Source organism: Arthrobacter sp. ok909, from assembly GCF_900104405.1.
GTDB classification, from domain to species: domain Bacteria; phylum Actinomycetota; class Actinomycetes; order Actinomycetales; family Micrococcaceae; genus Arthrobacter; species Arthrobacter humicola.
Genome location: NZ_FNJS01000007.1, coordinates 20,643 through 46,696, shown reverse-complemented (window position 1 = coordinate 46,696; position 26,054 = coordinate 20,643). Strand labels below are relative to the sequence as shown.

27 protein-coding genes and 1 riboswitch are annotated in these 26,054 nt (G+C 66.9%); of the genes, 6 read left to right on the top strand and 21 right to left on the bottom strand.

Translation table 11 applies throughout. The annotated features are described in order from the left end of the window. Positions 1-100: 100 nt before the first annotated feature. The 3 genes from BLR03_RS07690 to BLR03_RS07680 all read right to left on the bottom strand — a co-directional run bounded on the left by BLR03_RS07690 (position 101) and on the right by BLR03_RS07680 (position 1,535). The gene (locus BLR03_RS07690) at positions 101-304 is read right to left on the bottom strand and encodes a cold-shock protein (RefSeq protein ID WP_139184482.1); all 204 of its coding nucleotides are present in this window, start codon (positions 302-304) and stop codon (positions 101-103) included. A 159-nt stretch (positions 305-463) separates the two neighbouring features. Beyond that, positions 464-1,099 (bottom strand): LytR C-terminal domain-containing protein, encoded by a 636-nt coding sequence (locus BLR03_RS07685; protein WP_091251386.1) that lies wholly within the window; start codon positions 1,097-1,099, stop codon positions 464-466. Positions 1,100-1,193: 94 nt separating this feature from the next. Next, positions 1,194-1,535, bottom strand: coding sequence for a DUF3263 domain-containing protein (locus BLR03_RS07680; RefSeq protein ID WP_254788269.1), 342 nt, complete (start codon positions 1,533-1,535; stop codon positions 1,194-1,196). A gap of 115 nt (positions 1,536-1,650) precedes the next feature. On the opposite strand from BLR03_RS07680, the gene BLR03_RS07675 reads away from it, so the two are divergent. Further along, complete coding sequence (locus BLR03_RS07675; RefSeq protein ID WP_091251384.1) at positions 1,651-2,433, top strand: uracil-DNA glycosylase; 783 nt, start codon at positions 1,651-1,653, stop codon at positions 2,431-2,433. Between the two features lie 52 nt (positions 2,434-2,485). Further along, positions 2,486-3,325: a siderophore-interacting protein gene (locus BLR03_RS07670; RefSeq protein ID WP_091251382.1), complete on the top strand. Its 840-nt coding sequence runs from the start codon at positions 2,486-2,488 to the stop codon at positions 3,323-3,325. Positions 3,326-3,387: 62 nt separating this feature from the next. On the opposite strand, the gene BLR03_RS07665 is transcribed toward BLR03_RS07670, so the two are convergent. Both BLR03_RS07665 and BLR03_RS07660 read right to left on the bottom strand, forming a co-directional pair. Then, entirely contained in the window at positions 3,388-4,884 is a 1,497-nt protein-coding gene (locus tag BLR03_RS07665) for a threonine/serine exporter family protein (RefSeq protein WP_091251380.1), read from the bottom strand. 40 nt (positions 4,885-4,924) lie between these two features. Then, a complete protein-coding gene (locus BLR03_RS07660) occupies positions 4,925-5,998 on the bottom strand; it encodes a lipid II:glycine glycyltransferase FemX (RefSeq protein ID WP_091251378.1) in 1,074 nt (357 codons plus the stop codon). Between the two features lie 114 nt (positions 5,999-6,112). Here BLR03_RS07660 and BLR03_RS07655 point away from each other — a divergent pair, with 114 nt between their 5' ends. Beyond that, positions 6,113-6,667 (top strand): TspO/MBR family protein, encoded by a 555-nt coding sequence (locus tag BLR03_RS07655; RefSeq protein ID WP_091251375.1) that lies wholly within the window; start codon positions 6,113-6,115, stop codon positions 6,665-6,667. 40 nt (positions 6,668-6,707) lie between these two features. Here BLR03_RS07655 and BLR03_RS07650 read toward each other — a convergent pair whose 3' ends face one another. The 6 genes from BLR03_RS07650 to BLR03_RS07625 all read right to left on the bottom strand — a co-directional run bounded on the left by BLR03_RS07650 (position 6,708) and on the right by BLR03_RS07625 (position 15,338). Further along, entirely contained in the window at positions 6,708-8,105 is a 1,398-nt protein-coding gene (locus BLR03_RS07650) for an L-serine ammonia-lyase (protein ID WP_091251373.1), read from the bottom strand. Between the two features lie 159 nt (positions 8,106-8,264). Then, on the bottom strand, positions 8,265-9,566 hold the full coding sequence (glyA, locus tag BLR03_RS07645) for a serine hydroxymethyltransferase (RefSeq protein WP_091251579.1): 1,302 nt from the start codon (positions 9,564-9,566) through the stop codon (positions 8,265-8,267). Positions 9,567-9,607: 41 nt separating this feature from the next. Next, entirely contained in the window at positions 9,608-9,991 is a 384-nt protein-coding gene (gcvH, locus tag BLR03_RS07640; protein WP_091251371.1) for a glycine cleavage system protein GcvH, read from the bottom strand. Between the two features lie 247 nt (positions 9,992-10,238). After that, positions 10,239-11,387, bottom strand: coding sequence for a glycine cleavage system aminomethyltransferase GcvT (gcvT, locus tag BLR03_RS07635; protein WP_091251370.1), 1,149 nt, complete (start codon positions 11,385-11,387; stop codon positions 10,239-10,241). Positions 11,388-11,399: 12 nt separating this feature from the next. Next, the gene (gene gcvP / locus BLR03_RS07630) at positions 11,400-14,297 is read right to left on the bottom strand and encodes an aminomethyl-transferring glycine dehydrogenase (RefSeq protein WP_175460447.1); all 2,898 of its coding nucleotides are present in this window, start codon (positions 14,295-14,297) and stop codon (positions 11,400-11,402) included. A gap of 157 nt (positions 14,298-14,454) precedes the next feature. After that, positions 14,455-14,553, bottom strand: a riboswitch (glycine riboswitch). Positions 14,554-14,798: 245 nt separating this feature from the next. Continuing rightward, the gene (locus BLR03_RS07625; RefSeq protein ID WP_091251575.1) at positions 14,799-15,338 is read right to left on the bottom strand and encodes a TetR/AcrR family transcriptional regulator; all 540 of its coding nucleotides are present in this window, start codon (positions 15,336-15,338) and stop codon (positions 14,799-14,801) included. 68 nt (positions 15,339-15,406) lie between these two features. Between BLR03_RS07625 and BLR03_RS07620 the strand changes: the two genes are divergently transcribed. Further along, positions 15,407-17,005, top strand: a complete 1,599-nt coding sequence (locus BLR03_RS07620) for an MFS transporter (RefSeq protein ID WP_091251368.1) — start codon at positions 15,407-15,409, stop codon at positions 17,003-17,005. Positions 17,006-17,010: 5 nt separating this feature from the next. Here the strand turns inward: BLR03_RS07620 and BLR03_RS07615 are convergent, their stop codons facing one another. The 4 genes from BLR03_RS07615 to BLR03_RS24345 all read right to left on the bottom strand — a co-directional run bounded on the left by BLR03_RS07615 (position 17,011) and on the right by BLR03_RS24345 (position 18,926). Continuing rightward, on the bottom strand, positions 17,011-17,484 hold the full coding sequence (locus BLR03_RS07615) for an SRPBCC family protein (RefSeq protein ID WP_091251366.1): 474 nt from the start codon (positions 17,482-17,484) through the stop codon (positions 17,011-17,013). Next, positions 17,481-17,885, bottom strand: a complete 405-nt coding sequence (locus tag BLR03_RS07610) for an ArsR/SmtB family transcription factor (RefSeq protein ID WP_217639751.1) — start codon at positions 17,883-17,885, stop codon at positions 17,481-17,483. The genes BLR03_RS07615 and BLR03_RS07610 overlap by 4 nt, the downstream gene beginning before the upstream one ends. 113 nt (positions 17,886-17,998) lie before the next feature. Further along, positions 17,999-18,478: a Dps family protein gene (locus BLR03_RS07605; RefSeq protein ID WP_091251364.1), complete on the bottom strand. Its 480-nt coding sequence runs from the start codon at positions 18,476-18,478 to the stop codon at positions 17,999-18,001. Between the two features lie 166 nt (positions 18,479-18,644). Further along, positions 18,645-18,926, bottom strand: coding sequence for a hypothetical protein (locus BLR03_RS24345; RefSeq protein ID WP_175460446.1), 282 nt, complete (start codon positions 18,924-18,926; stop codon positions 18,645-18,647). 58 nt (positions 18,927-18,984) lie between these two features. On the opposite strand from BLR03_RS24345, the gene BLR03_RS07595 reads away from it, so the two are divergent. Continuing rightward, on the top strand, positions 18,985-20,145 hold the full coding sequence (locus BLR03_RS07595; protein ID WP_091251362.1) for a cytochrome P450: 1,161 nt from the start codon (positions 18,985-18,987) through the stop codon (positions 20,143-20,145). Between the two features lie 81 nt (positions 20,146-20,226). Here BLR03_RS07595 and BLR03_RS07590 read toward each other — a convergent pair whose 3' ends face one another. From BLR03_RS07590 to BLR03_RS25170, 4 genes are all read right to left on the bottom strand, one after another. After that, positions 20,227-20,736: an AMIN-like domain-containing (lipo)protein gene (locus BLR03_RS07590; RefSeq protein WP_091251572.1), complete on the bottom strand. Its 510-nt coding sequence runs from the start codon at positions 20,734-20,736 to the stop codon at positions 20,227-20,229. 397 nt (positions 20,737-21,133) lie between these two features. Continuing rightward, a complete protein-coding gene (locus BLR03_RS07585) occupies positions 21,134-21,436 on the bottom strand; it encodes a DUF4193 domain-containing protein (RefSeq protein ID WP_090956868.1) in 303 nt (100 codons plus the stop codon). Between the two features lie 264 nt (positions 21,437-21,700). Further along, complete coding sequence (locus BLR03_RS07580) at positions 21,701-22,195, bottom strand: GyrI-like domain-containing protein (protein ID WP_139184481.1); 495 nt, start codon at positions 22,193-22,195, stop codon at positions 21,701-21,703. A 242-nt stretch (positions 22,196-22,437) separates the two neighbouring features. Further along, a complete protein-coding gene (locus tag BLR03_RS25170; RefSeq protein WP_302846575.1) occupies positions 22,438-22,569 on the bottom strand; it encodes a hypothetical protein in 132 nt (43 codons plus the stop codon). Here BLR03_RS25170 and BLR03_RS07575 point away from each other — a divergent pair. Further along, positions 22,569-24,140, top strand: coding sequence for an APC family permease (locus tag BLR03_RS07575; RefSeq protein WP_254788267.1), 1,572 nt, complete (start codon positions 22,569-22,571; stop codon positions 24,138-24,140). The two genes, BLR03_RS25170 and BLR03_RS07575, sit on opposite strands and share 1 nt — an antisense overlap. A gap of 140 nt (positions 24,141-24,280) precedes the next feature. Here BLR03_RS07575 and BLR03_RS25165 read toward each other — a convergent pair whose 3' ends face one another. Both BLR03_RS25165 and BLR03_RS07570 read right to left on the bottom strand, forming a co-directional pair. Continuing rightward, positions 24,281-24,406 carry a hypothetical protein gene (locus tag BLR03_RS25165; RefSeq protein ID WP_302846574.1) on the bottom strand — a complete coding sequence of 42 codons (126 nt, stop codon included), beginning with the start codon at positions 24,404-24,406 and terminating at the stop codon, positions 24,281-24,283. Between the two features lie 64 nt (positions 24,407-24,470). After that, positions 24,471-25,832 carry an MFS transporter gene (locus BLR03_RS07570; protein ID WP_091251359.1) on the bottom strand — a complete coding sequence of 454 codons (1,362 nt, stop codon included), beginning with the start codon at positions 25,830-25,832 and terminating at the stop codon, positions 24,471-24,473. Between the last annotated feature and the right edge of the window lie 222 nt (positions 25,833-26,054).

Sequence of the window (26,054 nt, the reverse complement as noted above, 5' to 3'; positions counted from 1 at the left end):
GCCGTTACCGTTGCCGCTGCCAGGGCGCGGCCCAACGGGAAAGTTCCTGTGCGGCGCCGGGCGGTGTTCCGCGGGGTATCCGTGAGGGCCGGAAGTGCCACTAGGCGGGCCGAACGCTTTCAGCCTGCGGGCCCTTTTCGCCCTCGCCGATTTCCAGCTCCACCCGCTGGCCCTCATCCAGGGCGCGGTAGCCTTCCCCGATGATCGCGGACCAGTGCACGAAGACGTCGTTCTCGGACCCGTCGACAGTGATAAAGCCGTAGCCCTTTTCGGCGTTGAACCATTTGACGGTTCCCAGTGCCATGGTGTCCACACTTTCAGCTAGCTTGCGTGCGGCCCACGTCGATGTGCGCCGCGGACTGCGGAGAGAAATCCGCAGCCACTGTATCCACAGCGTCCCGCAGTATTGCCGGTGACGGGCAGACCCGCCGGTGAATAGTTATTGAGGCGTAACCGGAATGGGTTACTGGAAGCCGGGGCCGATCACCACGACGAGGGGCCTGTTGAACTCGGCGGACTCCACCAGGGTGTCGATGCCCAGAAGCGTTCCCAGAGCCTCGGCGTTGCCCTTCTGGTCCACGCTGCTGTAGAAAATGACCGATGCCTGTTGGGGAACGCCGGGCCAGTTGCCCGTCTGGCCCAGAACCCAGCCGGCGGAACTGACGGTGCCGCCGACCCTGCTGGCGAGGCCGGCGGTGGTGGTCCCGTTGTAGATCGTCACCGGCTGCGTCTTGTCCACGCCGGCGGCGGTGTCCCCCGGTGTTGCGGAGGGCGATGCTACCGGCGCCGTCGGGGCAGCTTCGGGGCTGGCCGGGGCCGTGCTGGTCGCCTCGGGGCTGGGGCTCGCCGGGCTCGTGGCAGACGGGCTGCTGCTGGCGGACGGGCTGCTGCCGGCGGAGACGGCCGATGCCTGACCCGCAGAAAAGCCGAGCTTGGGCAGGATCAGGAAGGCCACCAGACCGATGGCCAGTGCTACGCAGCCCGCCGCCAGGATGGGCACCAGGCTCCGGCGGCGCGATTCGGCGACGGTCCGGTGGACACCCTGCCGGGTAGAGGTCTCCGGGACTCGATCAAATTCATCCCGAGCGTATTTGGTCATGGTTAAACGACGTCCTTGCTGATTTCATACGGGGTGCCCGAGGCCGGAAGCGGGCGCAACAGGACCTGCGAATCCGGCTGCGCGTGGCGCTACTTTACGAATCTGTTCCCAGACGACGGGCAGTGCGGGCACGTTGGCGTGATGTACGTAGTCTACGCAATCTCTTGACCAGCATGGGATCGTGGGCCAGCGCCTCCTCGGTATCGATGAGGGCGTTGAGGATCTGGTAGTAGTGCGTGGCGGAAAGGTCGAACAGCTCGCGGATGGCCTGTTCCTTGGCGCCGGCGTACTTCCACCATTGCCGCTCCAAGGCAAGCATCTGCTGGTCACGGGCACTCAGCGGCGATTCGTCCGCCGCCGCGCTCAGGCTGTCCCCGGCGTCGGAAATTCCGTCAAAATCCCCCGCGAGCACGTGCTCTTGCGCTGTTTCGGCCACGACACACTCCCTTGGCTGGATCCGGTGAAAAGTCAGTCCCATGCTACGGCCGAACGACAGGGTTGTCATTTGGGCGCGGTCCAGGAACGGGCGGCGCGGGCGGACGTGCGGGAGAATGGGACCTGTGTTTGATTCCGATGCCCTGTTCGAGCTGGAGCCCGCGGCCGCCGACAATCTCAGCTTTGCGGAGCTGGCACGCCAGCCGCTGGGCGAGCTGGTCGCCCCGGACTGGGCGGAGGCGCTGGCGCCGGTGGAGGCACAGCTGCGGGACGTCCTGGACTACCTCGCCAGCGACGCGGCCGCGGGGCATGAGGTCCTCCCGTCGCCGTCCAACCTCCTGCGCGCTTTCCGGCAGCCGCTGTCCGGCGTGCGGGTCCTGATCGTGGGACAGGACCCCTATCCGACGCCGGGGCACGCCGTCGGGCTGTCCTTCGCCGTCGATGGTGGCACCCGGCCGATCCCCCGCAGCCTCGCGAACATCTACAAGGAACTGGAGGCCGATCTCGGCTTCCCGCCCCGCGTCCACGGGGACCTTAGCCGCTGGGCGGAGCAGGGCGTGCTGCTGCTCAACCGGGTCCTCAGCGTCCGCGCCGGAGCAGCCGGTTCGCACCGGAACAAGGGCTGGGAAGCCGTCACGGCGGCGGCCATCCGGGCTGTCGCGCATCGCGTGTCCGCGGACGGCACGGGCACGGCTCCCCTCGTCGTGATCCTGTGGGGGAAGGATGCCGAGTCCGTCAGACCGCTGCTGGGGTCCGCCGCCGTGGTCGCCAGCGCCCACCCCAGCCCGCTCTCGGCATCCCGGGGCTTCTTCGGTTCCAAGCCGTTCAGCCGGACCAACACGCTGCTGCAGGAACAGGGCAACGGGACGGTCGACTGGGAACTGCCGCCGTTGCCGTAACAGGCCTCCCTGCCGGGGTTCCCGGCCGGGGTTCTTGGTTAGGCTTAGCTGCATGACCTCCGTCCCCGCCGCCACCACCGCCAACAAGAACTCGCGCCCCCAGACTGACCTGACAGTCCTGCGCCGGGAACAGCTCTCCCCGCACATGGTCCGGATCATCGCCGGCGGCCCGGGCTTCGCCGGGTATGCCAACAACGAATATGTCGACCGGTACGTCAAGATCGTGTTTCCGCAGCCGGGCATCGATTACCCGGACCCCCTGGACCTGTGGGCCATCCGGGAATCCATGCCGCGCAGCCAGTGGCCGTTCACCCGGACCTACACGGTCCGTTGGGTGGACGCGGCGGCCCAGGAACTCGCCATCGATTTTGTCATCCACGGCGACGAGGGCCTCGCCGGCCCCTGGGCGGCATCGGCCAAGCCCGGCGACCGCCTGACTTTCACGGGCCCGGGCGGCGGCTACAACCCGGACCCGACGGCGGACTGGCACCTCTTTGCCGGCGATGAATCGGCGCTCCCGGCCATCGGCGCCGCCATTGAGTCCCTGCCCCAGGACGCCCGCGGCCTCGCCATCCTCGAGGTGGACAGCGACGCCGACATCCAGGCGATCGCGGCGCCTGCCGGCGTCGAACTGCGCTGGCTGCTGCGCCGTGGCATCCCCGCCGGCGAGAGCGAACTGCTGGTCACGGCCGTGCGCGACGCCGAGTGGCCCGAGGGCCGCGTCCAGGTCTTTGCCCACGGCGAGCGGGGCTACATGAAGGGCCTGCGCAACGTCTTCTACGTGCAGCGCGGGCTGGAGCGGACCCAGGTTTCCCTCTCCGGCTACTGGGCGAAGGGCCGCGTGGAGGACGACTTCCAGGCGGAGAAGAAGCTGCCGATAGGCAAGATCTGAGGCCCAGGATCTAACGGCGCAAGACCTAGCACAAGGTCTAAAGGCGCCGCTGGCCGGACGGCCTAGCGGCGGCGGGCCCGGCGCCGCTCGTTGCTGGCGAGGCTCCGCGTCAGGGGCCGTGCCAGGGTGTCACCGAGCACAATCCCCGCAGCGACGCCGAGCACGATCGCCCCGGCGTTCAGCATCCCCCCGGCGCCGATGAGAATCTCGGATTCCTCGATGGTCAATACATACATGGACCGGAATATGGTGAGTCCGGGGAGCAGGATCAGGGCCGCGGGGACGGCCACGACCAGCTGGGGAGCACCCATCCGGAGGGCCACCACCCGGGCCAGCAACCCGATCGCCACGGCCGCGAGGGCCGGCGCGAACCGGGACCCGATGCCCACGGCGTCGCCCCCGATCAGGACCAGATAGCCCACCACCCCCACGGCCGCCGTCGGCAGCAGCAGCTTCACGCTGGTCTGTTCCGTAATGCCGATCATCAGCACCGCAATGGCGATCAGGACGACGACGACCCACAAGTCATACCTCGGCGGGAATGTTTCCGTGACGTCGATCGGTTCCATGCCGGTCATATCGCCCACGACGAAGCCGACGGCTATGCCGGCGACCAGGGCCCCGAAGGTCAGCATCGTGGACAGGAACCGGCCCGCCGCCGTGACCGGGAAGCCGTTGATCGCATCCTGGACCGAGGATACGAGCCGTCCCGTGGGCAGGAGCAGCAGGATGCCGCCGACCACCACGATCGCCGGGGCAATCTGTACCCCCACCGGGCTGCCGAAACGCCACAACAGCAGGGCGATGATAGTCACGAGGAACGAACACGAGGCCGTGATGAAGAAGTCGGGGGTACGCCAGCGGCCCAGCTGGCGGGCCAGCAGGCTCACGAGCATGTTGGAGATGAACGCGACCATGGACGCGCCCAGCCCGCCGCCCAGGACGCCGACGAAGACGGCGGAGAACACGCCGAAAGCCACCGTGACCATCCACCGCGGGAACGGCTTGGCGCTGCGGGTGATGTCCTCGAGCCGGCGCACGGCTTCCTCGCGGCCGACGCCGCCGGCCACGATGTCCGTCACGAGCTGGTGCACCTGGGAGAGGCCCGCGTAGTTGTTGGTCCAGGACCGCACGACGCGCAGCAAGGAGATGGGGGTCTGGTCCTTCGGGGCATAGTTGATGGCCACCGACTGGTTGGTGATGTCCACCTCGATGTTCTTCAACCCGAGCGCGGCGGTGATGGCAATGATGCTGGTCTCGACCTCGAGGGCGCCGGCTCCGTACCGGAACATGGATTCCGCCAGTTTGAGGGCGAAGTCGATGGTCTTGCGGGCCGAGGCGTCCACACCGCCGACCTGGATCATGGGGTTGGCATAGGGGCTGCCGGCGAGCCGGTCCACGATGCTCAGCGGCGCCGTCGGCGGGTTTTCACCTTGGACCAGCCGGCGCAGCATCCGCTTGGCGGCGACGTTCTGGCGCACCTGCAAGGGCGACATCGGTTCGGTCCGGGGCAGGCCGTCCGTGGGCGGCCTGCGGCGGCCGTCGGGTTCTTTGTTCATTCCGGCCTCCTCACTGTCCTTGACGGTTTTTGCCGATGGCCTAGTAGAACTGCTGGCCCGTGCGCCGGGTGTAGAGCTGGCGTGCCACGCGCTCCCCCGCCGTCATCCAGGCCTTGTACTTCAAGGGGCTCAGCACCTGGTCGTAGCAGCCGACGAAGTCGGTCACGGTCTTGCTGAAGCTCGTCTTGAAGAGGCCCAGCCCGTGGAACGGGTTCGACGTGTCCTTGAGCTTGTCGCTCGGCGGCGTGCCGCAGAAGTCGTACTCGGTGCAGCCAAGGTCCTTGAGCTGGTTGATGGCCGTCCACTGCACAAGGTGCGAGTCGCCGTACTGGCCCCGCTTCTGCAGCGAACCGCCGTCCTTGTACGTGCCCTTGCGGCCGTAGTTGATCACGAACGCGCCCACCGAGGGCACGCCGTTCTCGTACACGAAGAGCAGCCTGCCCTGGTCCCGCTTCAGGAAGTTGGTCCAGAACTGGCGGTAGTACTCATACTCGCGGACCCGGACCTGGGATTTGGCCTCCACCGTGGTGGTCATCAGGGCATACATGGCCCGGAAGTTCTCATCCGTGGGCTCGACGTTGTGGACCTCCACGCCCTCGCGGATGGCCCGGCGCACGGCATTGCGGCCGCGGGAGTGCAGGTTGCGCAGCAGCTGGTTTTCCTCCGGCTCAATGTCAAGGAGCGCCGTGGAGTCGTTCGGCTGCAGGTTGTGGGTCTTGACGAGTCCGGCGCCTTCAAGGACCCGGACGGCGTCGTCGGAGAGGATGATGTCCGGCTCGATTTTGATCGCGAAGACGCCCAGCCTGGCCCGCTTCACGAAGTCCGCGTTCGCGGCGGTGATCCCGGGGATGTCGTCGACAGACGCCACGTCCGGGCCCTTGATCAGATACCACAGCTTTCCGAGCAGCGGGAAGGACTTCTCCAAGACCAGGTTGTAGCTCGTGTAGTCGGCCGTCTCGTACACCAGGTGCAGGGGTTTCCAGCCAAAGTGCTGCTTGACCTCGGCGAAGGCTTCGGATTGCAGGAGATTGCCGCCGTTGGGGTTCGCGGTGACGTGGGCATCCCAGTTGGCAATCTCTTCGGCGGAGGCAAAGCGGGCGGTGAATTCACGCAAGGGTGCGGCATCCAATCATTGCGGTACGAGCGTCGGCGGCATGCGGACATGCAGCCCCAAGTCTATCGGTCCGGACCCTGCCGCCGGGCCGGACAAGACGGTTACGCTGGTCTCATGCAGGCTCAGCAACAACCGCTGGAAGGCCGTCCTGGGGCGCCCGGCGGACGCTCACGAGGCGCCGGAAGCGGCTCCCAGGTGATCGCACTGTTCGTGTTCCTCGGCGCGTCGGCGCTCGTTGCGGCCCTGGGCGGCCTGGCCACGGCCAACCACGTCAACGGCTGGTACGCCACGGCGGACAAGGCGCCATGGTCCCCGCCCAACTGGGTTTTCGGCCCGGTCTGGACGCTCCTGTACACCGCCATGGCCGTCGCGGGCTGGCTGGTCTGGCGCAAACACGCCGAAGGGTCCAGGACGGCGCTCACTGCCTACGGGGTCCAGTTGGTGCTGAACCTGCTGTGGACCCCGGCCTTCTTTGCCCTGTACCCGGTCCTCGGGACGCCGGCGCTGTGGATCGCGTTCGGGATCATCGTGGCACTCGCCGTCGCGGTGGCCGTGACCGTGCTGCTCTTCGGGCCCATCAGCCGGACGGCAGGGCTGCTGATGCTGCCCTACCTGTCCTGGATCGTGTTCGCGTCCTCGCTGAATCTGTGGGCGGCCCTGCACAACTAGCGCCCGCCGCAATGGGCCCCGGCGGGCGCCGGCTAGCCCGCTAGCACTCCACGACGTTCACGGCGAGGCCGCCCATCGCGGTTTCCTTGTACTTGGAGCTCATGTCCTTGCCGGTCTCGCGCATGGTCACGATGACCTCATCGAGGGAAACCCGGTGCGAGCCGTCGCCCCACAGGGCCATCTTGGCGGCGTTGATGGCCTTCGCCGCGGCGATCGCGTTGCGTTCGATGCAGGGGATCTGGACGAGGCCTCCGATCGGATCGCAGGTCAGACCAAGGTTGTGCTCCATCGCGATTTCCGCGGCGTTTTCCACCTGCTGGGGCGTGCCGCCCATGACTTCGGCCAGGCCGGCGGCGGCCATCGACGACGCCGAGCCCACCTCGCCCTGACAGCCGACCTCAGCGCCGGAGATCGAGGCCTGTTCCTTGTACAGCACCCCGACGGCGGCCGCGGTCAGCAGGAACTTGACCACGACGTCGTCGCGGTCGGCCTGGGTTGCCTTGTCCATGCCGGGGGCGAAGTGCAGCGCGTAGTAAAGCACGGCCGGGATGATGCCCGCGGCGCCGTTGGTGGGGGCAGTGACCACACGGCCGCCCGAGGCGTTTTCCTCGTTTACGGCCAGCGCGATCAGGTTGACCCATTCCTGCCAGTACTTCGGGTCCCGGTCCTTGTCCTCCTTCATGAGGCGCTCGTGCCAGTCGGGGGCCCGACGCCGGACCTTGAGGCCGCCGGGCAGCAGCCCGACGCGCTTGAGGCTGACCTCGACGCAGCCCTCCATCACCGAGTAGATGTGCAGGAGCCCCTCGCGGATCTCCTCCTCGGTACGCGAGGCGCGCTCGTTGACGAACATGATCTCACCGATCGAGAGACCCTTGGACTGACAGCGGCCCAGCAGTTCCGCGGCCGTGCGGAACGGCAGGGGAAGTTCCTTCTTCGATTCGTCGAGTTCCTTCAGGGCCGCCTCTTCCTCGCCCTCGCGGACGATGAAGCCGCCGCCCACGGAGAAGAACGTGGCGCTGTGCAGGACCTCGCCGTCGGCGTCCGAGACGGTGAACGTCATCCCGTTGGTGTGCCGGGGCAGGATGGTGAGCGGCCGCAGGACCATGTCCTTCACGCCGTACGGCAGGGGAACAGCTCCGGCCAGTTGCAGGATGCCGGTCTCCTCGATCGTGGCGAGCCGGCCCTCCACTTCCTCGGGAAGGATCAGCTCGGGGTGGAAGCCCTCGAGCCCGAGCAGGATGGCGGTCATCGTGCCGTGGCCGTGGCCCGTGGCGGCAAGCGAGCCATAGAGGTCAACGCGCAGCGACGCCACCTTGTCCAGGTCGCCGGAAGCCTTGAGTTCTTCGGCGAAGACGGCGGCGGCCCGCATGGGGCCCACGGTGTGCGAGCTGGATGGCCCTATTCCGATGGAAAAGAGGTCAAAGACTCCAACAGCCATTGTCGGTTCCTAACTAGGTCTTGCTGTGGCCCGGCAGAGGGTCTTGCCGGAAGGCGGCGCGGCCGCCGGTGGGCGGCAGTACCGCCGGATGCACGACGCCGGGCGGCGGCTTGTGGCCGCGGCCCGCCCGGCGTCGTGTCTACTTCAGTGATACGTCGCCTAGACGAGGTTATCAACCGAGGGGTACAACGGGTGGGCGGCGGCGAGGGCCTCCACCCGGGTGCGCAGACCGGACAGGTCCGCGCCGGCGTCGGCGGTCAGGGCCTCGGCGATGATGTCGGCGACCTCAGTGAAGGCCGCTTCGCCGAAGCCGCGGGTGGCCAGCGCCGGGGTGCCGATCCGCAGGCCGGAGGTGACCATCGGCGGGCGCGGGTCGAACGGGACGGCGTTGCGGTTGACGGTGATGTCGATGGCCGCGAGGCGGTCCTCGGCTTCCTGCCCGTTGAGCTCGCAGTTGCGCAGGTCCACGAGGACCAGGTGCACGTCGGTGCCGCCGGAGATCACGTTGATCCCCTTGGCGGTGACGTCCGGCTGGACCAGGCGGTCGGCGAGGATCCGCGCACCGGCCAGGACACGTTCCTGGCGTTCCTTGAACTCTTCGGACGCAGCAATCTTGAAGGCCACGGCCTTGCCGGCGATCACGTGCTCCAACGGGCCGCCCTGCTGGCCGGGGAACACCGCGGAGTTGATCTTCTTCGCGATGTCGGCGTCGTTGGTGAGGATGATGCCGCCGCGCGGACCGGCGAGGGTCTTGTGCGTGGTGGACGTCGTGACGTGGGCGTGCGGTACCGGGCTCGGGTGCAGCCCAGCCGCAACGAGGCCGGCGAAGTGGGCCATGTCCACCATGAGGTAGGCGCCCACGGAGTCGGCAATCCGGCGGAACTCGGCGAAGTCGAGCTGGCGGGCGTACGCGGACCAGCCGGCAACGATCAGCTGCGGCTTGTGCTCCCGGGCCAGGCGTTCGACCTCGGCCATGTCGATCCGGTGGTCATCCTCGCGGACCTGGTACGGGATGACGTTGTAGAGCCGGCCGGAGAAGTTGATCTTCATGCCGTGGGTCAGGTGCCCGCCGTGCGCCAGGTTCAGGCCCATGATGGTGTCGCCCGGACGGATCAGGGCGTGCATCACAGAGGCGTTGGCCTGGGCGCCGGAGTGCGGCTGGACGTTGGCGTACTCCGCGCCGAACAGGGCCTTGACCCGGTCGATCGCGAGCTGCTCGATCACGTCAACGTGCTCGCAGCCGCCGTAGTAGCGCTTGCCCGGGTAGCCCTCGGCGTACTTGTTGGTCAACACCGAGCCCTGTGCCTGCATGACGGCCCTGGCGGTGTGGTTCTCCGAGGCAATCATCTCCAGGCCCTCGCGCTGGCGGGTGAGCTCGTCGTCGATCTTCGCGGCGATCTCCGGGTCCAGGGCGGACAGGTCCGCGTCCAGGCTCGGCGAGACGACCTGCTCAAACGCCAGCGTCTGTGTGCCTGCGGCTGTTGCCGTGCCTGCGGCCGGGCTCACAGTTCGCCCCCGTTCTTGGAGGCGTATTCCTGCGCCGAGAGCAGCGGACCGTCCGAGTCAGCGGCCACCTTGAAGAGCCAGCCGGCACCGTACGGATCGCTGTTGATCAGCGCGGGGTCCTCGACGACGGCGGCGTTGATTTCGGTGACCTCGCCCGTGACGGGGGCGTACAGGTCCGAGACGGACTTGGTCGATTCGACCTCGCCGCAGGTCTCGCCCGCGGTCACCGCGGAGCCGACCTCGGGCAGGTCAACATAGACGATGTCGCCGAGGGCGTCCGTGGCGACCGCGGAGATGCCGATGGACACAACGTTCCCGGCCTCCCGCGCAACCCACTCGTGCTCGTCGGAGTACTGCAGTTCAGGGGCAACTTTTGCCATGTGTTTTTCCTAAGTCTTGGAGTGGTCGTTGGTGCTAAATCAATTGTGGTTGGGTTACGCGGCCGCTGTGCCCTGGTTACGCTGCGGGACTCGCCATCCTCCGCGTGCCCTCGAGGGGCTGGCTGGCCGCGGTTTTCGAAAGCGTGCGTCAAAGCGACGAAGGAGCAGCACGCGTGAAAACTGAGGCCAGCCGGCCCCGGAGCCGGGTACCGCTGAGGCACCCGGACCCGATGCGGTACGAGCTGGACTACTTGACGCGCTTGTAGAACGGCAGTGCGACAACTTCGAAGGGCTCCGTCTTGCCGCGAAGATCGATGTCCAGGGCCGTGCCGGGTTCAGTGAACTCGACATCGACGTAGGCCATGGCAACCGGGTAGCCCAGAGTGGGTGAGGGCTGGCCGGAGGTGACCTCGCCGACCACGTTGCCGTCCTTGAGGACCGGGTAGTGGCCGCGGCCTGCCCGGCGTCCGAGGCCCTTGAGCCCGACGAGCTTGCGGCCCGTGGTGGAGCCGGCGCCGGCTTCCTTCTTGGCCGCCAGGGCCGCCTTGCCGATAAAGTCGCCTTCCTTGGACAGCGCGACGACGGGGCCCAGTCCCGCGGCGAAGGGGTCGCCTTCGAGCGAGAGTTCGTTGCCGTAGAGCGGCATGCCGGCCTCGAGCCGCAGGGAGTCGCGGGAGGCGAGGCCGGCGGGGGTCAGCTCGCCGGCCTCGGCGATGGCGATCAGCGCCTGCCAGAGGGCGGCGGCGTCGTGGTTGTCCACGAAGATCTCGAAGCCGTCTTCGCCGGTGTAGCCGGTGCGGGCCAGCAGGAGGTCCTGGCTGGCGCCGCCGACCATGAAGGGGACGTCCACGGCGGCGTAGTACTTCAGGCCGGTGACGAGCTCGTGCTGCGCGGCCGGGACCAGGCGGAGCAGGATGGCCTCCGCTTTGGGACCCTGCACGGCGATCAGCGAGGTTTCGGCGGAGGCGTCCTGGACGGTGACGTCGAATCCGCCTTCTTGGGCAGAACCTGCCCGCTCGGCCATGGCCGCAGCCACGACCTTGGCGTTGCCCGCGTTGGGCACGACGAGGAACTTCTGCTCGCCACGGCGGTAGGTGATGAGGTCGTCGATGATGCCGCCGTCCTCGTTGCAGATCAGCGAGTACTTGGCCTTGCCGATCGCCATGACGGAGATCTTGCCGACCAGGGCGTAGTCGAGGAAGGCTGCGGCGTCCGGGCCGGTGACCCAGACTTCGCCCATGTGGGAGAGGTCGAACAGGCCCGCGGAGTTGCGGACGGCGTGGTGCTCGGCGAGTTCGGAGCTGTACTTGAGCGGCATCTGCCAGCCGCCGAAGTCCGTGAAGGACGCGCCGAGCTTCTTGTGCTCTTCGTAAAGTGCCGTGTAATTCTCAGTCATCGTTGGCTGTCCCTAGTTCTCAGAGGCGGAGTTGGCGGAGTCGTCGGAGTGGTCCTCGAAGGCTTCGAGGGGAGGGCAGGAGCAGATCAGGTGGCGGTCGCCCGCGGCGCCGTCGATCCGGCCGACCGGCGGGAAGTACTTGTCCTGCTTGAGCGTGTGGACCGGGAAGACGGCCTGCTCGCGCGGGTACTCGCGGGTCCAGTCGGTGCTGATCACGGCGGCAGCGGTGTGCGGCGCGTTGCGCAGCGGGCTGTGCTCAACGGTGAAGTCACCGTGGGCCACCTGGTCGATCTCGGCGCGGATGGCGACCATGGCCGTGATGAACCGGTCGATCTCGCCCAGGTCCTCGGATTCGGTGGGCTCCACCATCAGGGTGCCGGCCACCGGGAACGCCAGGGTGGGGGCGTGGAAGCCGTAGTCGATCAGGCGCTTGGCGACGTCCTCGGCGGTCACGCCGGTCTTGGCCGTGAGTTCGCGCAGGTCCAGGATGCACTCGTGGGCAACCAGGCCGCCTTCGCCGGTGTAGAGCACCGGGAAGGAGTCGTTGAGGCGGGCCGCGATGTAGTTCGCCGCGAGCAGGGCCGACTTGGTGGCTTCGGTGAGGCCCTGGCCGCCCATGAGCTTCACATAGGCCCAGGAGATCGGCAGCACGCCGGCCGAGCCATAGCGGGAGGCGGAGATCGGGGTGCCGTCGGCGCCGTTAGCCGGGTCCGCAGCGTTGCCCGGCATGAAGGGTGCCAAGTGTGCCTTGGCCGCGACCGGGCCGACGCCGGGGCCGCCGCCGCCGTGCGGGATGCAGAAGGTCTTGTGCAGGTTCAGGTGCGAGACGTCGCCGCCGAACATGCCCGGCTGGGCCAGCCCGACGAGGGCGTTGAGGTTGGCACCGTCGATGTAGACCTGGCCGCCGGCGGCGTGGATGGCGTCGCAGACCTCGCGGACGTCGGCGTCGTACACCCCGTGGGTGGAGGGGTAGGTGATCATGATCGCGGAGAGCGCGTCCTTGTGCAGCTCAATCTTGGCCTGCAGGTCGGCGTGGTCGATCGTGCCGTCGGAGGCGGTGGCCACGACGACAACCTTCATGCCGGCCAGCACGGCCGAGGCTGCGTTGGTGCCGTGCGCGGAGGCCGGGATGAGGCAGATGTTGCGCTGGGCGTCGCCGCGGGAGAGGTGGTAGCCCCGGATGGCCAGCAGGCCGGCGAGCTCACCCTGGGATCCGGCGTTGGGCTGGATGGAGACCTGGTCGTAGCCGGTGATCTCGGTCAGCTGGGCTTCGAGGTCCTCGATCAGTTCGCGCCAGCCGGCGGTCTGGGATTCCGGGGCGAAGGGGTGGATGGAGGCGAACTCCGGCCAGGAAATCGCTTCCATCTCGGCCGTTGCGTTCAGCTTCATGGTGCAGGAACCCAGCGGGATCATCGTGCGGTCCAGCGCGAGGTCGCGGTCTGAGAGGCGGCGGATGTAACGCAGCAGCTGGGTTTCGGAGCGGTGGGTGTTGAACACCGGGTGCTGGAGGTAGTCGGAGGTCCGCTCGACGGCGGCGTCCAGGACGAAGCCATCTACGGAATCCACCACGGTAGCCCCGAAGGCGGCGACGACGTCGGCGACGACGCCCGCCGTCGTGGCTTCATCGGCGGAGATGCCGACCGTGTCGGCGTCGATGGCGCGCAGGTTGATGCCCCTGGCGTCGGCAGCCGCGATGATTTCCGCGGCTTTGCCGGGCACGGAGACGGTGACGGTGTCGAAGAAGGAGGTGTGCAGCACGTCCAGGCCTGCGGCCTTCAGGGAAGCGGCGATGGTCTTGGCGTGGCCGTGGACGGTCTGGGCGATGGCCTTCAGCCCGTCGGGGCCGTGGTAGACGGCGTAGAAGGATGACACGATCGCCAGCAGCGCCTGAGCGGTGCAGATGTTGGAGGTGGCCTTCTCGCGGCGGATGTGCTGCTCTCGGGTCTGCAGGGCCAGACGGTAGGCCGGAACGCCGGCGTTGTCCTTGGAGACACCCACGAGGCGGCCGGGCATGGAGCGCTCGAGACCCTTCTGGACGGCCATGTAGGCAGCGTGCGGGCCGCCGAAGAACAGCGGCACGCCGAAGCGCTGGGCGGAGCCGACGGCGATGTCCGCGCCCTGCTCGCCCGGGGACGTGATCAGGGTCAGGGACAGCAGGTCGGCGGCGACCGTGACGAGCGCGCCGCGCTCCTTGGCCTCGGCGATCACGGCGCTGTGGTCCAACACCCGGCCGGAGACGCCCGGCTGCTGCAGGACGACGCCGTTGATGACGCCTTCGGGCAGGCCCTTGGACAGATCGGCGACTTCGACCTCGAAGCCGAGGGCCTCGGCGCGGCCCTTGACGATCGCGATGGTCTGCGGGAGGCAGTCGGCGTCGAGGACGGTCTTGCCGTCGTGCGCTTCCTTGTTCTTGTTGGCGCGGCGCATCATCAGCACGGCTTCCGCGACGGCGGTGGCTTCGTCCAGCAGCGAGGCGTTGGCGATCGGCAGGCCGACGAGGTCCTGGACCATGGTCTGGAAGTTCAGCAGCGCCTCGAGCCGGCCCTGGGAGATTTCCGGCTGGTAGGGCGTGTACGCGGTGTACCAGGCCGGGGCCTCGAGGATGTTGCGGCGGATCACGGCCGGGGTCACGGTGTCGTAATAGCCCTGCCCGATCATCTGCACGGCCGTCTTGTTCTTGCCGGCCAGCTTGCGCAGCTCGGCGAGGACTTCCACTTCGCTCAGGGCCGCGCCGAGAGCGAGGTCGGAGTCCTGGCGGATGTCTTTCGGAACGGCGGTGTCCACCAGGGCGTCGACGGTGTCGTAGCCGACAGCCTTCAGCATGGCGTCGACGTCGGACTGGCGACGGGCACCGATGTGCCGGTCGACGAAGGACGTGGAGGCTGGGGTAACAGTCACAAGGAACTCCATAACTCAGGCGGCGCTGGGTACGCCACATTGATTCGGGTTCCTCCCCGCTCTGTATTGGACCTGAGAGTTTCCGCGCAGCCGTGCATTTAAGAGGGCTTCGCTTGCACCGTCGGTGAGCACAGCGTGTCGAGGACAGCCTGCCACTTTCCAGAGGTGCCTTGCCGCGGCGGTACGTGGGCCTGAGAGATTCCTGGGGAGGATTTGCTCCTACGGCGCCTGCTTGTACCTACTTGCAGGACTCTCCCGCCGCAGATCAAAGGCGTATTCAATTGGGGGTGACAACAGTCACAGGAATCATTGTCCTATGCCGGGCGCGCGTCCGCAAACTCCTGCCCGCCGCCGGCCCCACGTTACGAGGAGCGGCCGGCCAGGGGGCGTCCGGCCAGGGGCGTCCGGCACCGCGAATTCGCCGGAAACGTGCCGGGTCGCCGTAACGTTCGAGCGAACCCGCACACGTCCGGCGACTTCGGCGGCCTCGGAGGTCTCAGCGCGAGCACGGCCTCAGCGGCGCAGCTTCTCGACGGCGGCCAGGAGACCCTCGATGTCTGCCTCGATTTCGGCAGGCGGACCGGCGGGCCCCCGGCCGAGCATGGCGTTGAAGTAGAGACCGTCCCCCATATACAGGACAGCCTTCGCCATGGCCGGCCCGACGTCGGCCGCCAGCAGTTCCAGCCAGCTCGCCTGGCCGGCGGCGAAGCGGCGCAGGGTTTCCTCGTGCGCCACCTCGGCGAGCCGGGTGGCCGCCACGAAGACGCGGTCCATGGGCGTGTCCGCCCACACGGAGGACTTGATGAAGTACGCCGCCGCGCCTTCCGGAGCCGCGGCCATGGCGGCGACATCCGCGGCCAGATGCCGGTCCAGCCGTTCGAGCAGGACCGAGATCATCGCCTCCTTGGTCGGGAAGTGGTAGAGCAGGCCGCCCTTGGAGACACCGGCGCGCCGCGCGACGGCGTCCAGCGTCGCGGCGCGTTCGCCCACTTCGATGAGCAGGGATTCGAAGGCATCGAGGACGGCCTCGCGGGCCACGGGTTTCCTGGGCATGCTTCCCATCATGCCTGCCCGGCCCCGCATTTCTTAACTGTACCGTCCAGACGGTATAGTTATGCTCTATGAGCACCACATCGATTACCGCAGCCACCAGCATCCCGGCGGCCACCCGGCCCCAGGCACCCTGGCGTGACTGGGTGGCGTTGGCCCTGCTGATGTTCCCCGTCCTGCTCGTGGCCGTGGACAACACCGCCCTGACCTTCGCCCTGCCGGCCATCGCCCGCAGCCTGTCCGCCTCCGGCGTCCAGCTGCTCTGGATCATCGACGCCTACCCCCTGGTCCTGGCCGGGCTGCTCGTCGCGATGGGCAGCCTGGGCGACAGGATCGGCCGCCGCAGGCTGCTGTTCGTGGGCAGCGCGGGTTTCGCCGCGGTTTCGGCCGCGACAGCGTTCGCCCCGAGCGCCGAATGGCTGATCGCGGGCCGCGCCGGGCTAGGCCTCTTCGGCGCCATGCTCATGCCTTCCACGCTCTCCCTGATCCGCAATATCTTTCCCCAGCCCAACCGGCGCCGCCTGGCGGTGGCGATTTGGGCCGCGGGCTTCTCCGGCGGCGCCGCCCTCGGCCCGATTGCCGGCGGCTGGCTCGTGGAACACTTCTGGTGGGGTGCCGTCCTGCTGGTCGCGGTGCCGATCATCCTGCCGCTGCTGGTGCTCGGGCCGGCACTGATCCCGGAATCCCGCGATCCGAAGCCCGGCCGCGTCGACGTGCCCAGCATCATCTTGTCCCTGCTGGTCATGGTGCCCGTGGTCTATGGGATCAAGGCGCTCGCCACGCACGGGCCGGCACCGGAGGCCTTCGCGAGCATCGGCGTCGGCCTGTTGATGGGCTATGTCTTTATCCGGCGCCAGCGCAACCTGGCCGGAGGCCACAGCACAGCCCGCAGGACCGGCGACAGTACCGCGCCGATGCTCGATGTCAGCCTCTTTGGCAACCGGATCTTCAGCACGGCCATCATCGCCAACGTCCTGGCCCTGTTCTCCTTCAACGGATTCATTCTCTTCCTGGCCCAGCACCTGCAACTGCTGGAGGGCCAGTCCCCCTCGGCCTCCGGCGTCGCCATGGTCCCAGCCCTCATCGCCACTGTCGTTGCCGGCCTGCTGGTGGTCCCGCTGGTGCGGAAGGTCCGGCCCGGTTTCGTCGTGGCCGGCGGTCTGCTGCTGAGCGCGGCGGGCTATTTCATGGTGGCGTTCGGCGACCACAGCCACGGGCCGTCACTGCTCCTGGCCGCCCTGATGGTCCTCTGCCTGGGAGTGGGCGCCGCGGAGACAATCTCCAACGACCTGATCCTGGGCGCCGCACCGGCCGACAAGTCGGGGGCCGCCGCCGCGATCTCCGAAACCGGCTACGAGGTGGGGTCCCTGCTGGGCACCGCGATCCTCGGTTCCATCCTCACAGCCTCGTACCAGGGCAACCTCCGGCTCCCCGCGGGCGTGTCCGAGCTCGCGCCGGCCGGAGCGACGAGCCAGGCCGGCGAAACCCTCGCCGGCGCGGTGGAGCTCGCCGGGATGCTCCCCGCTCCCCTGGCGGAATCCGTCACGGCGGCCGCGCGTACTGCCTTCGACTCCGGCGTCCACATCACGGCCGCCATCGCGCTGGTCCTGATGTCCGGGGCCTGCATCCTGGCCGCGATCGTGCTCCGGACTGTGCCGAAGGCCAAGTAGCCGGCTCAGTTGCCGTCGACGTACTTCTGCAGGGCGTCAAGGAGCTCGCCCGTGCCTTCCTTGCGCCCGGCGACCTGAGTCCCGTCACTTTCCGGGGACCCAGTGAAGAAAGCGCCCTGCTCGGTCAAGGTCAGCAGGGTGCCGTCGCCATCGGGCTCAAGTTCGACCGTAGTGAGCGAGACCGACATGCGTTCCCCGTTCAGCAGCATCTCGTAGCTGTAGATGATGCGCTCGTTCTCGACGATGTCGTGGTAGACCGCGTGCATGGTGGAGACGAAGCCTCCGACGGGTCCGCCGACGTCGGTTTCGCGGCCGCCCACCCGGAAGTCCAGGCTGGATTCGCCCTGCTCCCATTCCGGCGGCCCGCCGAACCATTTCTTCTTGCTTTCGTAGTCGGCGAAGGCGTGAAATACGCGCGACGGCGGGGCGTTCAGCCGGCGTTCCAGGCTGAAGCTGGCATGGGTGACGGGGATGTTCATGGCGCGCTCCTCTTCGAGGGCAATTGTTCTTCGCTGGATTCGTCTTCCCTGGCGGGCGGACCGGAGGCCAGGAAGTCCTCGAGCCGGTCGAGGCGGTGCTCCCCCGGCGTCCGGCGCTGGCCCAGCCAGTCCTCTGCACGCCGGACTGTGACAGGGTCGATGCTGCAACTGCGGACCCTGCCGATTTTTTCGCTGCGGATCAGGCCGCTGGCTTGCAGGACCTGCAGGTGCTGCACAACGGCGGGCAGGCTCATCCCGAACGGCGCGGCCAGCTGCGAGACCGAAGCCGGCCCGTCGCAGAGCCGGACCACGATCGCGCGGCGGGTGGAGTCGGCGAGTGCGTGAAAGACGCCGTCGAGCTCCCGCTCACTGAGCCGGTGCTCCGCTGAATTGTTAAGCACATCCTTAAGTATTCTCGGCCCCGGAGGGAAGTCAAGGGGGCGCTTAAAACACGACGTCCGGCGCCGGGAGAACCCGGCGCCGGACGTCACGGCTGTGCGGTGGGAGCCGGCCTCTATTTGCTTTCCGGTGTGGTCACGCTGGCGGTGGCCTTCATGGTTTCCGCGTTGACCATCCACGCATACTGTTCAAACTTCGCAATGAACTCATGCAGGAGGTCTGCGGTGGTGGGATCTTCCTCGTCCACTTCATCGTGCACCTTGCGCATTGTGCCGACGGCCGCTTCCAGGGCCGCGACAATCCGCTCGATGGCATCCTTGGTGTTGATCAGGCCCGCGGGGAACTCCGCGAGTGCGGTGGACTTGGAAACCGTGGAGCTGCGGCCGTCCGGCAGGGCGTGGAGGGCGCGCATGCGCTCGGCGAGGTCGTCGGCGAATCCCCGGGCGGCGTCGATGATCTCATCAAGCTGAAGGTGGAGGTCCCGGAAGTTGGTTCCCACGATGTTCCAGTGCGCCTGCTTGCCCTGGACATGCAGTTCAATCAGGTCCACCAGAACCGCCTGCAGGTTGTTCGTCAGTGTGGGTGATGCTTTCATGCGTCCTCCTCGATAGAACCGGTGCAGTGAAGGCCTCGTGCGCCATCTGGCGGCGCTCCGGCCGGTATCTCCGACGCTACCGCAGGGCAACGCCGGGCCGCGACGGCTCCGGGAGGAATTTCTCGGTCAGCTTACTAAGTAAGCTGACCAACCGTGGCAGGGCTGCTTAGACGGCCTCGTTGAGGACCGGGCCCTGCGGAAAAATGGCTCGCGTGATGCCGCCGGAGGTGGCCTCGGAGAGCTGGCTGAGGTAGTCGTTGCGTCGTCGGGGGGTAATCCTTGACTGGGGTTCGAAGGCCTGCTCGGGGTCGTCGGCGTAGTCGACAAGTTTCCGACTTAACCCGTGCGCAGCCCGCTGGACGGTACTAGGGTGGGTCCTGACGGGGCCATGCGGCCCGCCCCGTTGGAGCCTTGGTCCGGCGCGGTTGATCCGTCGCGCTTGGTCCACTGCTCATAGCCCCTGACCCACGACGCATCGGCCGCCCGCCTCATCAGGAAGGCCAGCCATGGTGCATTTTCCGGCTCTGGAGCCGTTGAACCCGTTTCCCCAGTACGAAGCCTTGCGGCGCAGCGACCCTGTCTTCCAGGATGAGGAGACCGGCGTCTGGCACGTCTTCGGCTATGACGACGTGCAGCGCGTCCTGTCCGAGCACGCCACGTTCTCTTCCCGGATGGGCGGGGACAATCCGACCGAAACAGGGCAACTGTTCGCTGCCAGCCTGATCAACACGGATCCGCCCAGGCACCGCCAGCTGCGTTCCCTCGTGACGCAGGCGTTCACGCCACGGTCGGTGGAAGCACTCGCCCCGCGCATATTGGCACTCACACACGAGTTACTGGATCCGGTCGTTGCCACGGGCAGCACGGACCTGATCGATCAGTTGGCCTATCCACTCCCGGTGATCGTGATCGCGGAGCTCATGGGCATCCCGGCCGCGGACCGGGACCGGTTCAAGCAGTGGTCTGACATGATCGTGAGCCAAGCCCCGGGCGCCGACGAGTCCGGCCACCCCGATACCCACCGGGAAATGGCGGAGTACTTCATGGGCATGATCGAGGAGCGGCGCCACCAGCCGGGCAGTGATTTGATCAGCGCGCTCCTCGCGGCTGAGATCGACGGGCAGAAACTCAGCGTCATCGAGCTGCTCGGATTCTGCGCCCTGTTGCTCGTCGCGGGCAACGAGACCACCACCAACCTGATCGGCAATGCCGTACTGTGCTTCACCGAATCGCTGGGCACGGCGGAGCGCCTTGTCGCCGACCCGGCCCTGCTCCCGCAGGCGATCGAAGAGGTGCTGCGCTACCGCTCCCCCGTGCAGTCCATGTACCGGATCTCGGCCGTGGACACCACGCTGCACGACCGGTCGATTCCTGCGGGATCGCCCCTAGTGGCTTGGATCGGCTCGGCGAACCGCGACGGGGAGCAGTTCCCGGATCCCGAAGTGTTCGACGTCGGCCGCTCCCCCAACCGTCACCTCGCCTTCGGGCAGGGCATCCACTTCTGCCTCGGGGCTCCCCTGGCCCGGCTCGAGGCCAAGATCGCGCTGCAGGCCGTGCTCTCCCGGTTGCCCGGCCTGGCAGTGGACCCCGAGGCACAGTTGGAGCGGATGGAAAGCACGATCGTCTATGGGGTAAAGCATCTTCCCGTGTCCTGGCAGGCTGGCTGACCGCGAGCGCCGCGGCCGTCCTCCAGATCAACCTCAGCCGCTGGCGGGCCGGCCACTCAAGGCGGCCCGCCGCCGTCGGACTTACCAGAAGTGCGCGACGTCCACCACGAGCCGTGAGCCGGAGCCCGGACCGGGCAGGGTAAGGACCCGGAACGGCAGCCGCGCTCGGACCCCGAGCCCGAGGCTGCTGTAGCCCTCGAAGCTGCCCGCCCACGCCACCTGCCGGAACGTCTGGTACCCGGCCACGTTGGAGAGTTCATTCTTGTTCGCCGGGTTGTAGGTGGGGTTGCCGGCGTCGTCATAGGCCGGCGCGTTGACCGTGAGCTGAATGAAAGCCTGACCCCGCAGCGGAACGGGCAGCCCGGACCCGTCCTGCACCACCTGGGGAACGTAGCGCACGGTGTAGCCAGCCACAGGGCCGTTGAGGTCAATGACCAGCCGGTCAAAACAGTAATGCTGTCCGGTCCGGACGTTGACCACTTTGGGCTGACTCATGGCCGGATCCGTCTTGAGCAGTGAACCCCAGACCAGGCCGCAGTAGGGGTCCGCGACGGCCGGGGACGGTGCCAACACCCCGAGCCCCACAGCCATCAGCACTGCCCCAAGCAGTGCCTGGATCTTCTGCAACTGGATCTTCTGCAACTGGGTCTTCTTCAAAGCCGCCACCCCCTGAAGCTGGCTGAACAGCCAGCACGATCAGACCTACTCAGCCTAGGCGGGCCCGAACCGGCGGGCGAGGCCCTCGACAGTTTCGGCGCCCAACCGTTAGGGTGACGCGTCGCTGGTCACGGACTGATGTCACCACCGAAGCCCATGGCCTCATCGCAGGTCGAGCGGCGGTCCATGCCGGGAACGGCGAAGCGCCGGCACCCTTGCGGGTCCGGCGCCTCAAGTGGCTCCACTGTGCCATCAGGCTTGGGCCATCAGGCTTGGGCCATCAGTGTTGTGTCAGCCGCTGCGGGGAGCAGCCAGGCTGCCAGCTGGTTTCTTAGCCTTCGCAGTCGCGGCAGTACTTCATGCCGTTCTTTTCGCGGGCCACCTGGGACCGGTGACGGACCAGGAAGCAGGAGGAGCACGTGAATTCATCGGACTGCTCGGGAACAACAATGACGGTCAGCTCTTCGCCGGACAGATCCGCACCCGGAAGATCGATGCCTTCCGCGGTGTCGTTCTCGTCGACGTCGATCACAGCGGTCTGGGCGCCACCACCGCGTGACGCCTGGAGGGCCTCCAGTGACTCAGCGGGAGACTCTTCTTCTGTCTTGCGTGGGGCGTCGTAATCGGTAGCCATATCGGGGTTCACTTTCGTTGCTGCGCAGCGCCATTTCAGGCACCTCAGTGAAGCAGTTTAGGACATTATGCATGGAGTTGAAGAATAGTGTGGCCAATCAGACACTATGAGTCATTCACGGCACCGGAAGCGACGGGGCATGGCCCCTAAACAGCGCCCTAACGGCGCCGTAAACAGTGCCCCCGACACGATGCCAACAGTGCCGGCCGCTCTTTTTCAGATGCCGTTCCGTATGTCCTCCCGAGGGTTGTTCCGGCAGGTATTTCAGGCGACCGGCCAGACCACGAGGGTCTGCCATTTTGACGGGTCCGGTTCGGCGCCCGGATCGCTAAGGTAGTACTCCCACATTGCCTCCCCCGGACTCACTCCGTCTTCCCGCATCCGCTCCATGATCGCCCCGTAGGTGTGCTGCAGCGATTCATAGGAACCCATGTGCAGTGCCTCGTATGCCTGGCCCGCGGGGAGAGTCCCGGCAATGACCGTCGTGGCCTCGCCGCCGGCGTTCGTAAAGGGCGCGGCGAGCGGGAACCCCGCCTCGACGTCGACGACGTCGGTCGGCATCCCCCGATAGAGCGCGAACGGGGGTCCGGCCAGCTGGACATGCTGCGCCTGGACCGCCCCCGTGACCGCGCCGAAGGCACGGCCAAAAAAGTCACGGAGCGCATTCATCGGGACGGTCTCGCGTACCACCGCCGTCGGCTGCTCCTTGAGTTGGGCGGTCTTGATGTCCGGAGCCGGCCCCGGGTTCGTTTCAGTCATACGCCCAGAGTCTGCTGGGTCCATTCCATGGTCTAGGGCCTTACGGCCCGCGCATCGGGGAGGGCTCCCCCGTGGCGGCGCGGCCCGGGGGCCGGCCGTAGGAGCCGGTCTCGGCCCCGCCGCAGGTACACGTCCCGGCGCTGCCCTGCCGCAGGCCAGCGCCGAATAAATAAATGAACTTTATTCATATTAGGTCTTGCCCCGCGCACGGATCGCCCCAATACTAAATGAACACAGTTCATTTATGTGATGCCCGTCTCACTGGAGTAGCCCTGATCGACATCTTCGACGCAGGCCATCTCTTCGCTCGCGGCGGTGGCATCAACGGCCTCACCCAACAGCAACCATCCGCCTCCCAGAAAAAAGGTCACCAATGAGTCAAACTATCGGCCGCGAAGACGGCATCACCACCGCGCACGACGTCGTCGATCCGGCCGGTTCCAAGCACGGCATCACCGGCAAGGGACTCAAGGGCGGCCAGCTGGGCCTGCTCGCCGTCGTCGTCCTGGGCATTTCCTCCGTGGCACCCGCCTACAGCCTCACCAGTTCGCTGGGCCCCGCCGTCGGCGCCGTCGGCCTGCAGCTGCCGGCGATCTTCATCGTCGCGTTCATCCCCATGATCCTGGTGGCGTTCGCCTACCGCGAGCTCAACGCCGATTCCCCGGACAGCGGCACCACCTTCACGTGGGCCACCAAGGCGTTCGGCCCGTTCGTCGGCTGGATGGGAGGCTGGGGGCTGCTGGCCGCCAACATCATCGTCCTGTCCAACCTCGCCGGCGTCGCCGTGGACTTCTTCTATCTCTTCCTGGCCCAGATGTTCAACAACCCCGACCTCGCCGACCTGACCTCCAACACGGCCGTGAACATCATTACGTGCCTCGTGTTCGTCGCACTCGCCGTTTGGGTCAGCTACCGCGGCCTGCACGCCACCAAACTTGTGCAGTACACCATGGTCGGATTCCAGGTGCTGGTCCTGGGCATCTTCGTCGTCATGGCGCTCACCCACGCCGCCTCGGGTGACGCGGGCACCTCCATCGCCTTCAGCTGGGACTGGTTCAATCCGCTGAAGATCGGCAGCTTCGAGCAGTTCACCGCCGGCATGTCCCTGGCCGTCTTCGTCTACTGGGGCTGGGACGTCTGCCTCACCGTGAACGAGGAAACCAAGGGCGGCAAAGGCACCGCCGGCCGGGCAGGAACCACGACGGCGGTCGCCGTCCTGGCCCTCTACCTCGTCGCGATCGTGGCCACCATGATGGTGGCCGGCACCGGAACCGACGGCATCGGCCTCAACAACCCGGACAACCAGTCGAACATCTTTGCAGCACTGGCTTCCCCCGTCATGGGCCCGCTGGCCATCCTGATGTCCCTGGCCGTACTCTCCGGCACCGCATCGTCCCTGCAGTCCACCATGGCCTCGCCCGCCCGCAGCCTGCTCGCGATGGGCCACTACGGCGCCCTCCCGCCGCGCTTCGCGACGGTCAGCAAGCGCTTCGGATCCCCCGGCTACGCCACGATCCTGGCCGGCGTGATCTCCGGCGGCTTCTACGCCGTCATGAAGGTGGTCAGCGAGAACGTCCTGAACGACACCATCATGGCCCTGGGCCTGATGATCTGCTTCTACTACGGCCTCACGGCATTCGCCTGCACGTGGTACTTCCGCCACAGCCTGTTCTCCAGCGTCCGCAACTTCTTCATGCGGCTCCTGTTCCCGGTGGTGGGCGGTCTGGTCCTCACCGTGGTCTTCTTCCAGACCGCTGTGGACAGCTGGTCGCCGGAATTCGGTAGCGGCTCGGAGGTCTTCGGCGTGGGCTTGGTGTTCATCCTGGGGATCGGCATCCTCGCCCTCGGCGTCGTGGTCATGCTCCTCGCCTCGAAAAAGCATCCGGGCTTCTTCCGCGGCGAAACCATCCGGAAGGACACCCCCGCCCTGGTGGTTCCGGAGTAACCGCACGATTTCCAAACCCGTACGGCCCTGCTCCCCGGACTCCGGGAGCAGGGCCGTACGTTTTTGTGCTCGGAACTGCGCGGTGTCTCGCGAGCAGGCCTCAGGCGGGCTCGACCGCGAGCACAGGCAGCATGTTGAGGCTATTGGGTCATGGTGCTGATCTGCGGCTCGGGCTCCTCCTCCACGGTCAGCCCGCGCACCCGCCGGGCCAGGGCACACATCGCGGCATACGCCTCCTCGAGCCGGGGCATTCTGCGCCTCGCCACGCAGAGTGCCCGCCGCCGACCAGAGTGATCCTGATCGGCGACGGGCAGTCTGCCGCGATGCGGATCAGACAGCGGAGTCCTGCACGATACCCCTCGCCGGGATTGGCTCGAGCTTGCCCATGAGCAAGACATAGGAGGCCAGCCCGCCGATCAGGGCAACGCCGCCGATGATGAAGGCGAAGGTGAAACTGCCGGTGAGGTCGACGACCAGCCCGGTCACGATCGGTGCTGCCACGCCGGCGAGCAGATTCACGCAGTTGACGATCGCGGCCAGCGACCCGGCGCTGCCCTCCGGTGCGATCAGGGCCGGGAGCGAGTTGCTCGTGACATAGACCAGGGCAATGCCCGCACTGCCGGCAGCAATCCAGATGATGGCTGATGTCGGGGTGTCACTGAACGCGGCGCCCACCGTCAGCAATGCGACGAGCATGCCGACGACGATGACTCCCTTGCGGACCTTGTCGGGGTTGGCGCCGCGGCCGATCACGCGGTCGACCCACCAGCCGCCGATGGCCAACTCCGAGACGAACATGGCCAAGGCGGGTACGGCCGCGTAGATTCCGCTTTGCAGGATGCTTTGGTTCATGCTGGTTTGCATGTAGCCGGGCAGCCAGGTCAGCAGCATCCAGAGTACATATCCGGCACCGGCCAGGCCCAGCGAGAGACCCCAGACCTTACGTTGGCGCAGCAGGTAGCCGACCGTGGCCAGGTCACTCTTGGGACGGACGGACTCGGATGATGCACCGCCGTCGACGATGTAGTTGTATTCTTCCTGGGTCATGCGTCCTTTGCGCAGCCGCGCCTGCGGTCCGCTGTATTTCCACACAAAGACGGCCAGGAAGACCAGCGACAACACGGCTTGTACCCAGAAGGCTTCGCGCCAGCCCCACGTCGCCACTGTGAAGGCGATCAAGGGCAAGCCCAGGACGTTTGCCAAGCGGGTGCCGCTGTCGAAGATGGCGGTACACAGTCCGCGCTCGGTTCGAGGAAACCACAGTCCGGTGGCCTTCATGGCGCCGGGAAAGGCCGGAGCCTCGGCGACACCGAGCAGCACACGGGCCAAGATGATGATCCATGCGCCTGAGGCAATTGCAGTCAGGACCGATGCGATGAACCACAGTACTGCGCTGGCCCCCCAGATCTTCTTGACGCCGAAGCGGTCCAAAAGCATGCCGGAGGGAATCTGCATGAGCGCATATGACCACAGGAAGGCGGATGACAGCACGCCAAATTCGGTGGAAGTCAGGCCGAATTCATGGGAAAGCGGAGTCTGGGTGACCGATATGGACAGCCGGTCTATGTAGTTGATGAGAATGCCGAAGCCCATCAGCAGGGCTATGCTCCAGCGGGCCTTGCCGCGCGGCTTGGACACTACGGTAGCGGTAGCTGCCGCTGTGATGGGGGTATGTAGTGATTGTTTGGACATGGAAATGCTCCCGGATGGAATTAGAGGCCGGTCCGTAGCTCGGGCGTCATTGCCGGGCACGTTGCGGCGCGGGAATCTGGATAGATTTCCACCCACCCGGCAACATCTAATGCTTGTGCGGATGGCGGGTGGAATTCTCCGATTAGGGGTGGGCCGTGCGGGGAATGCCCGTCCACGCAGGAGCAGTGATACCGAAAATCTGCCGCCAGTGGCCGATCGGTA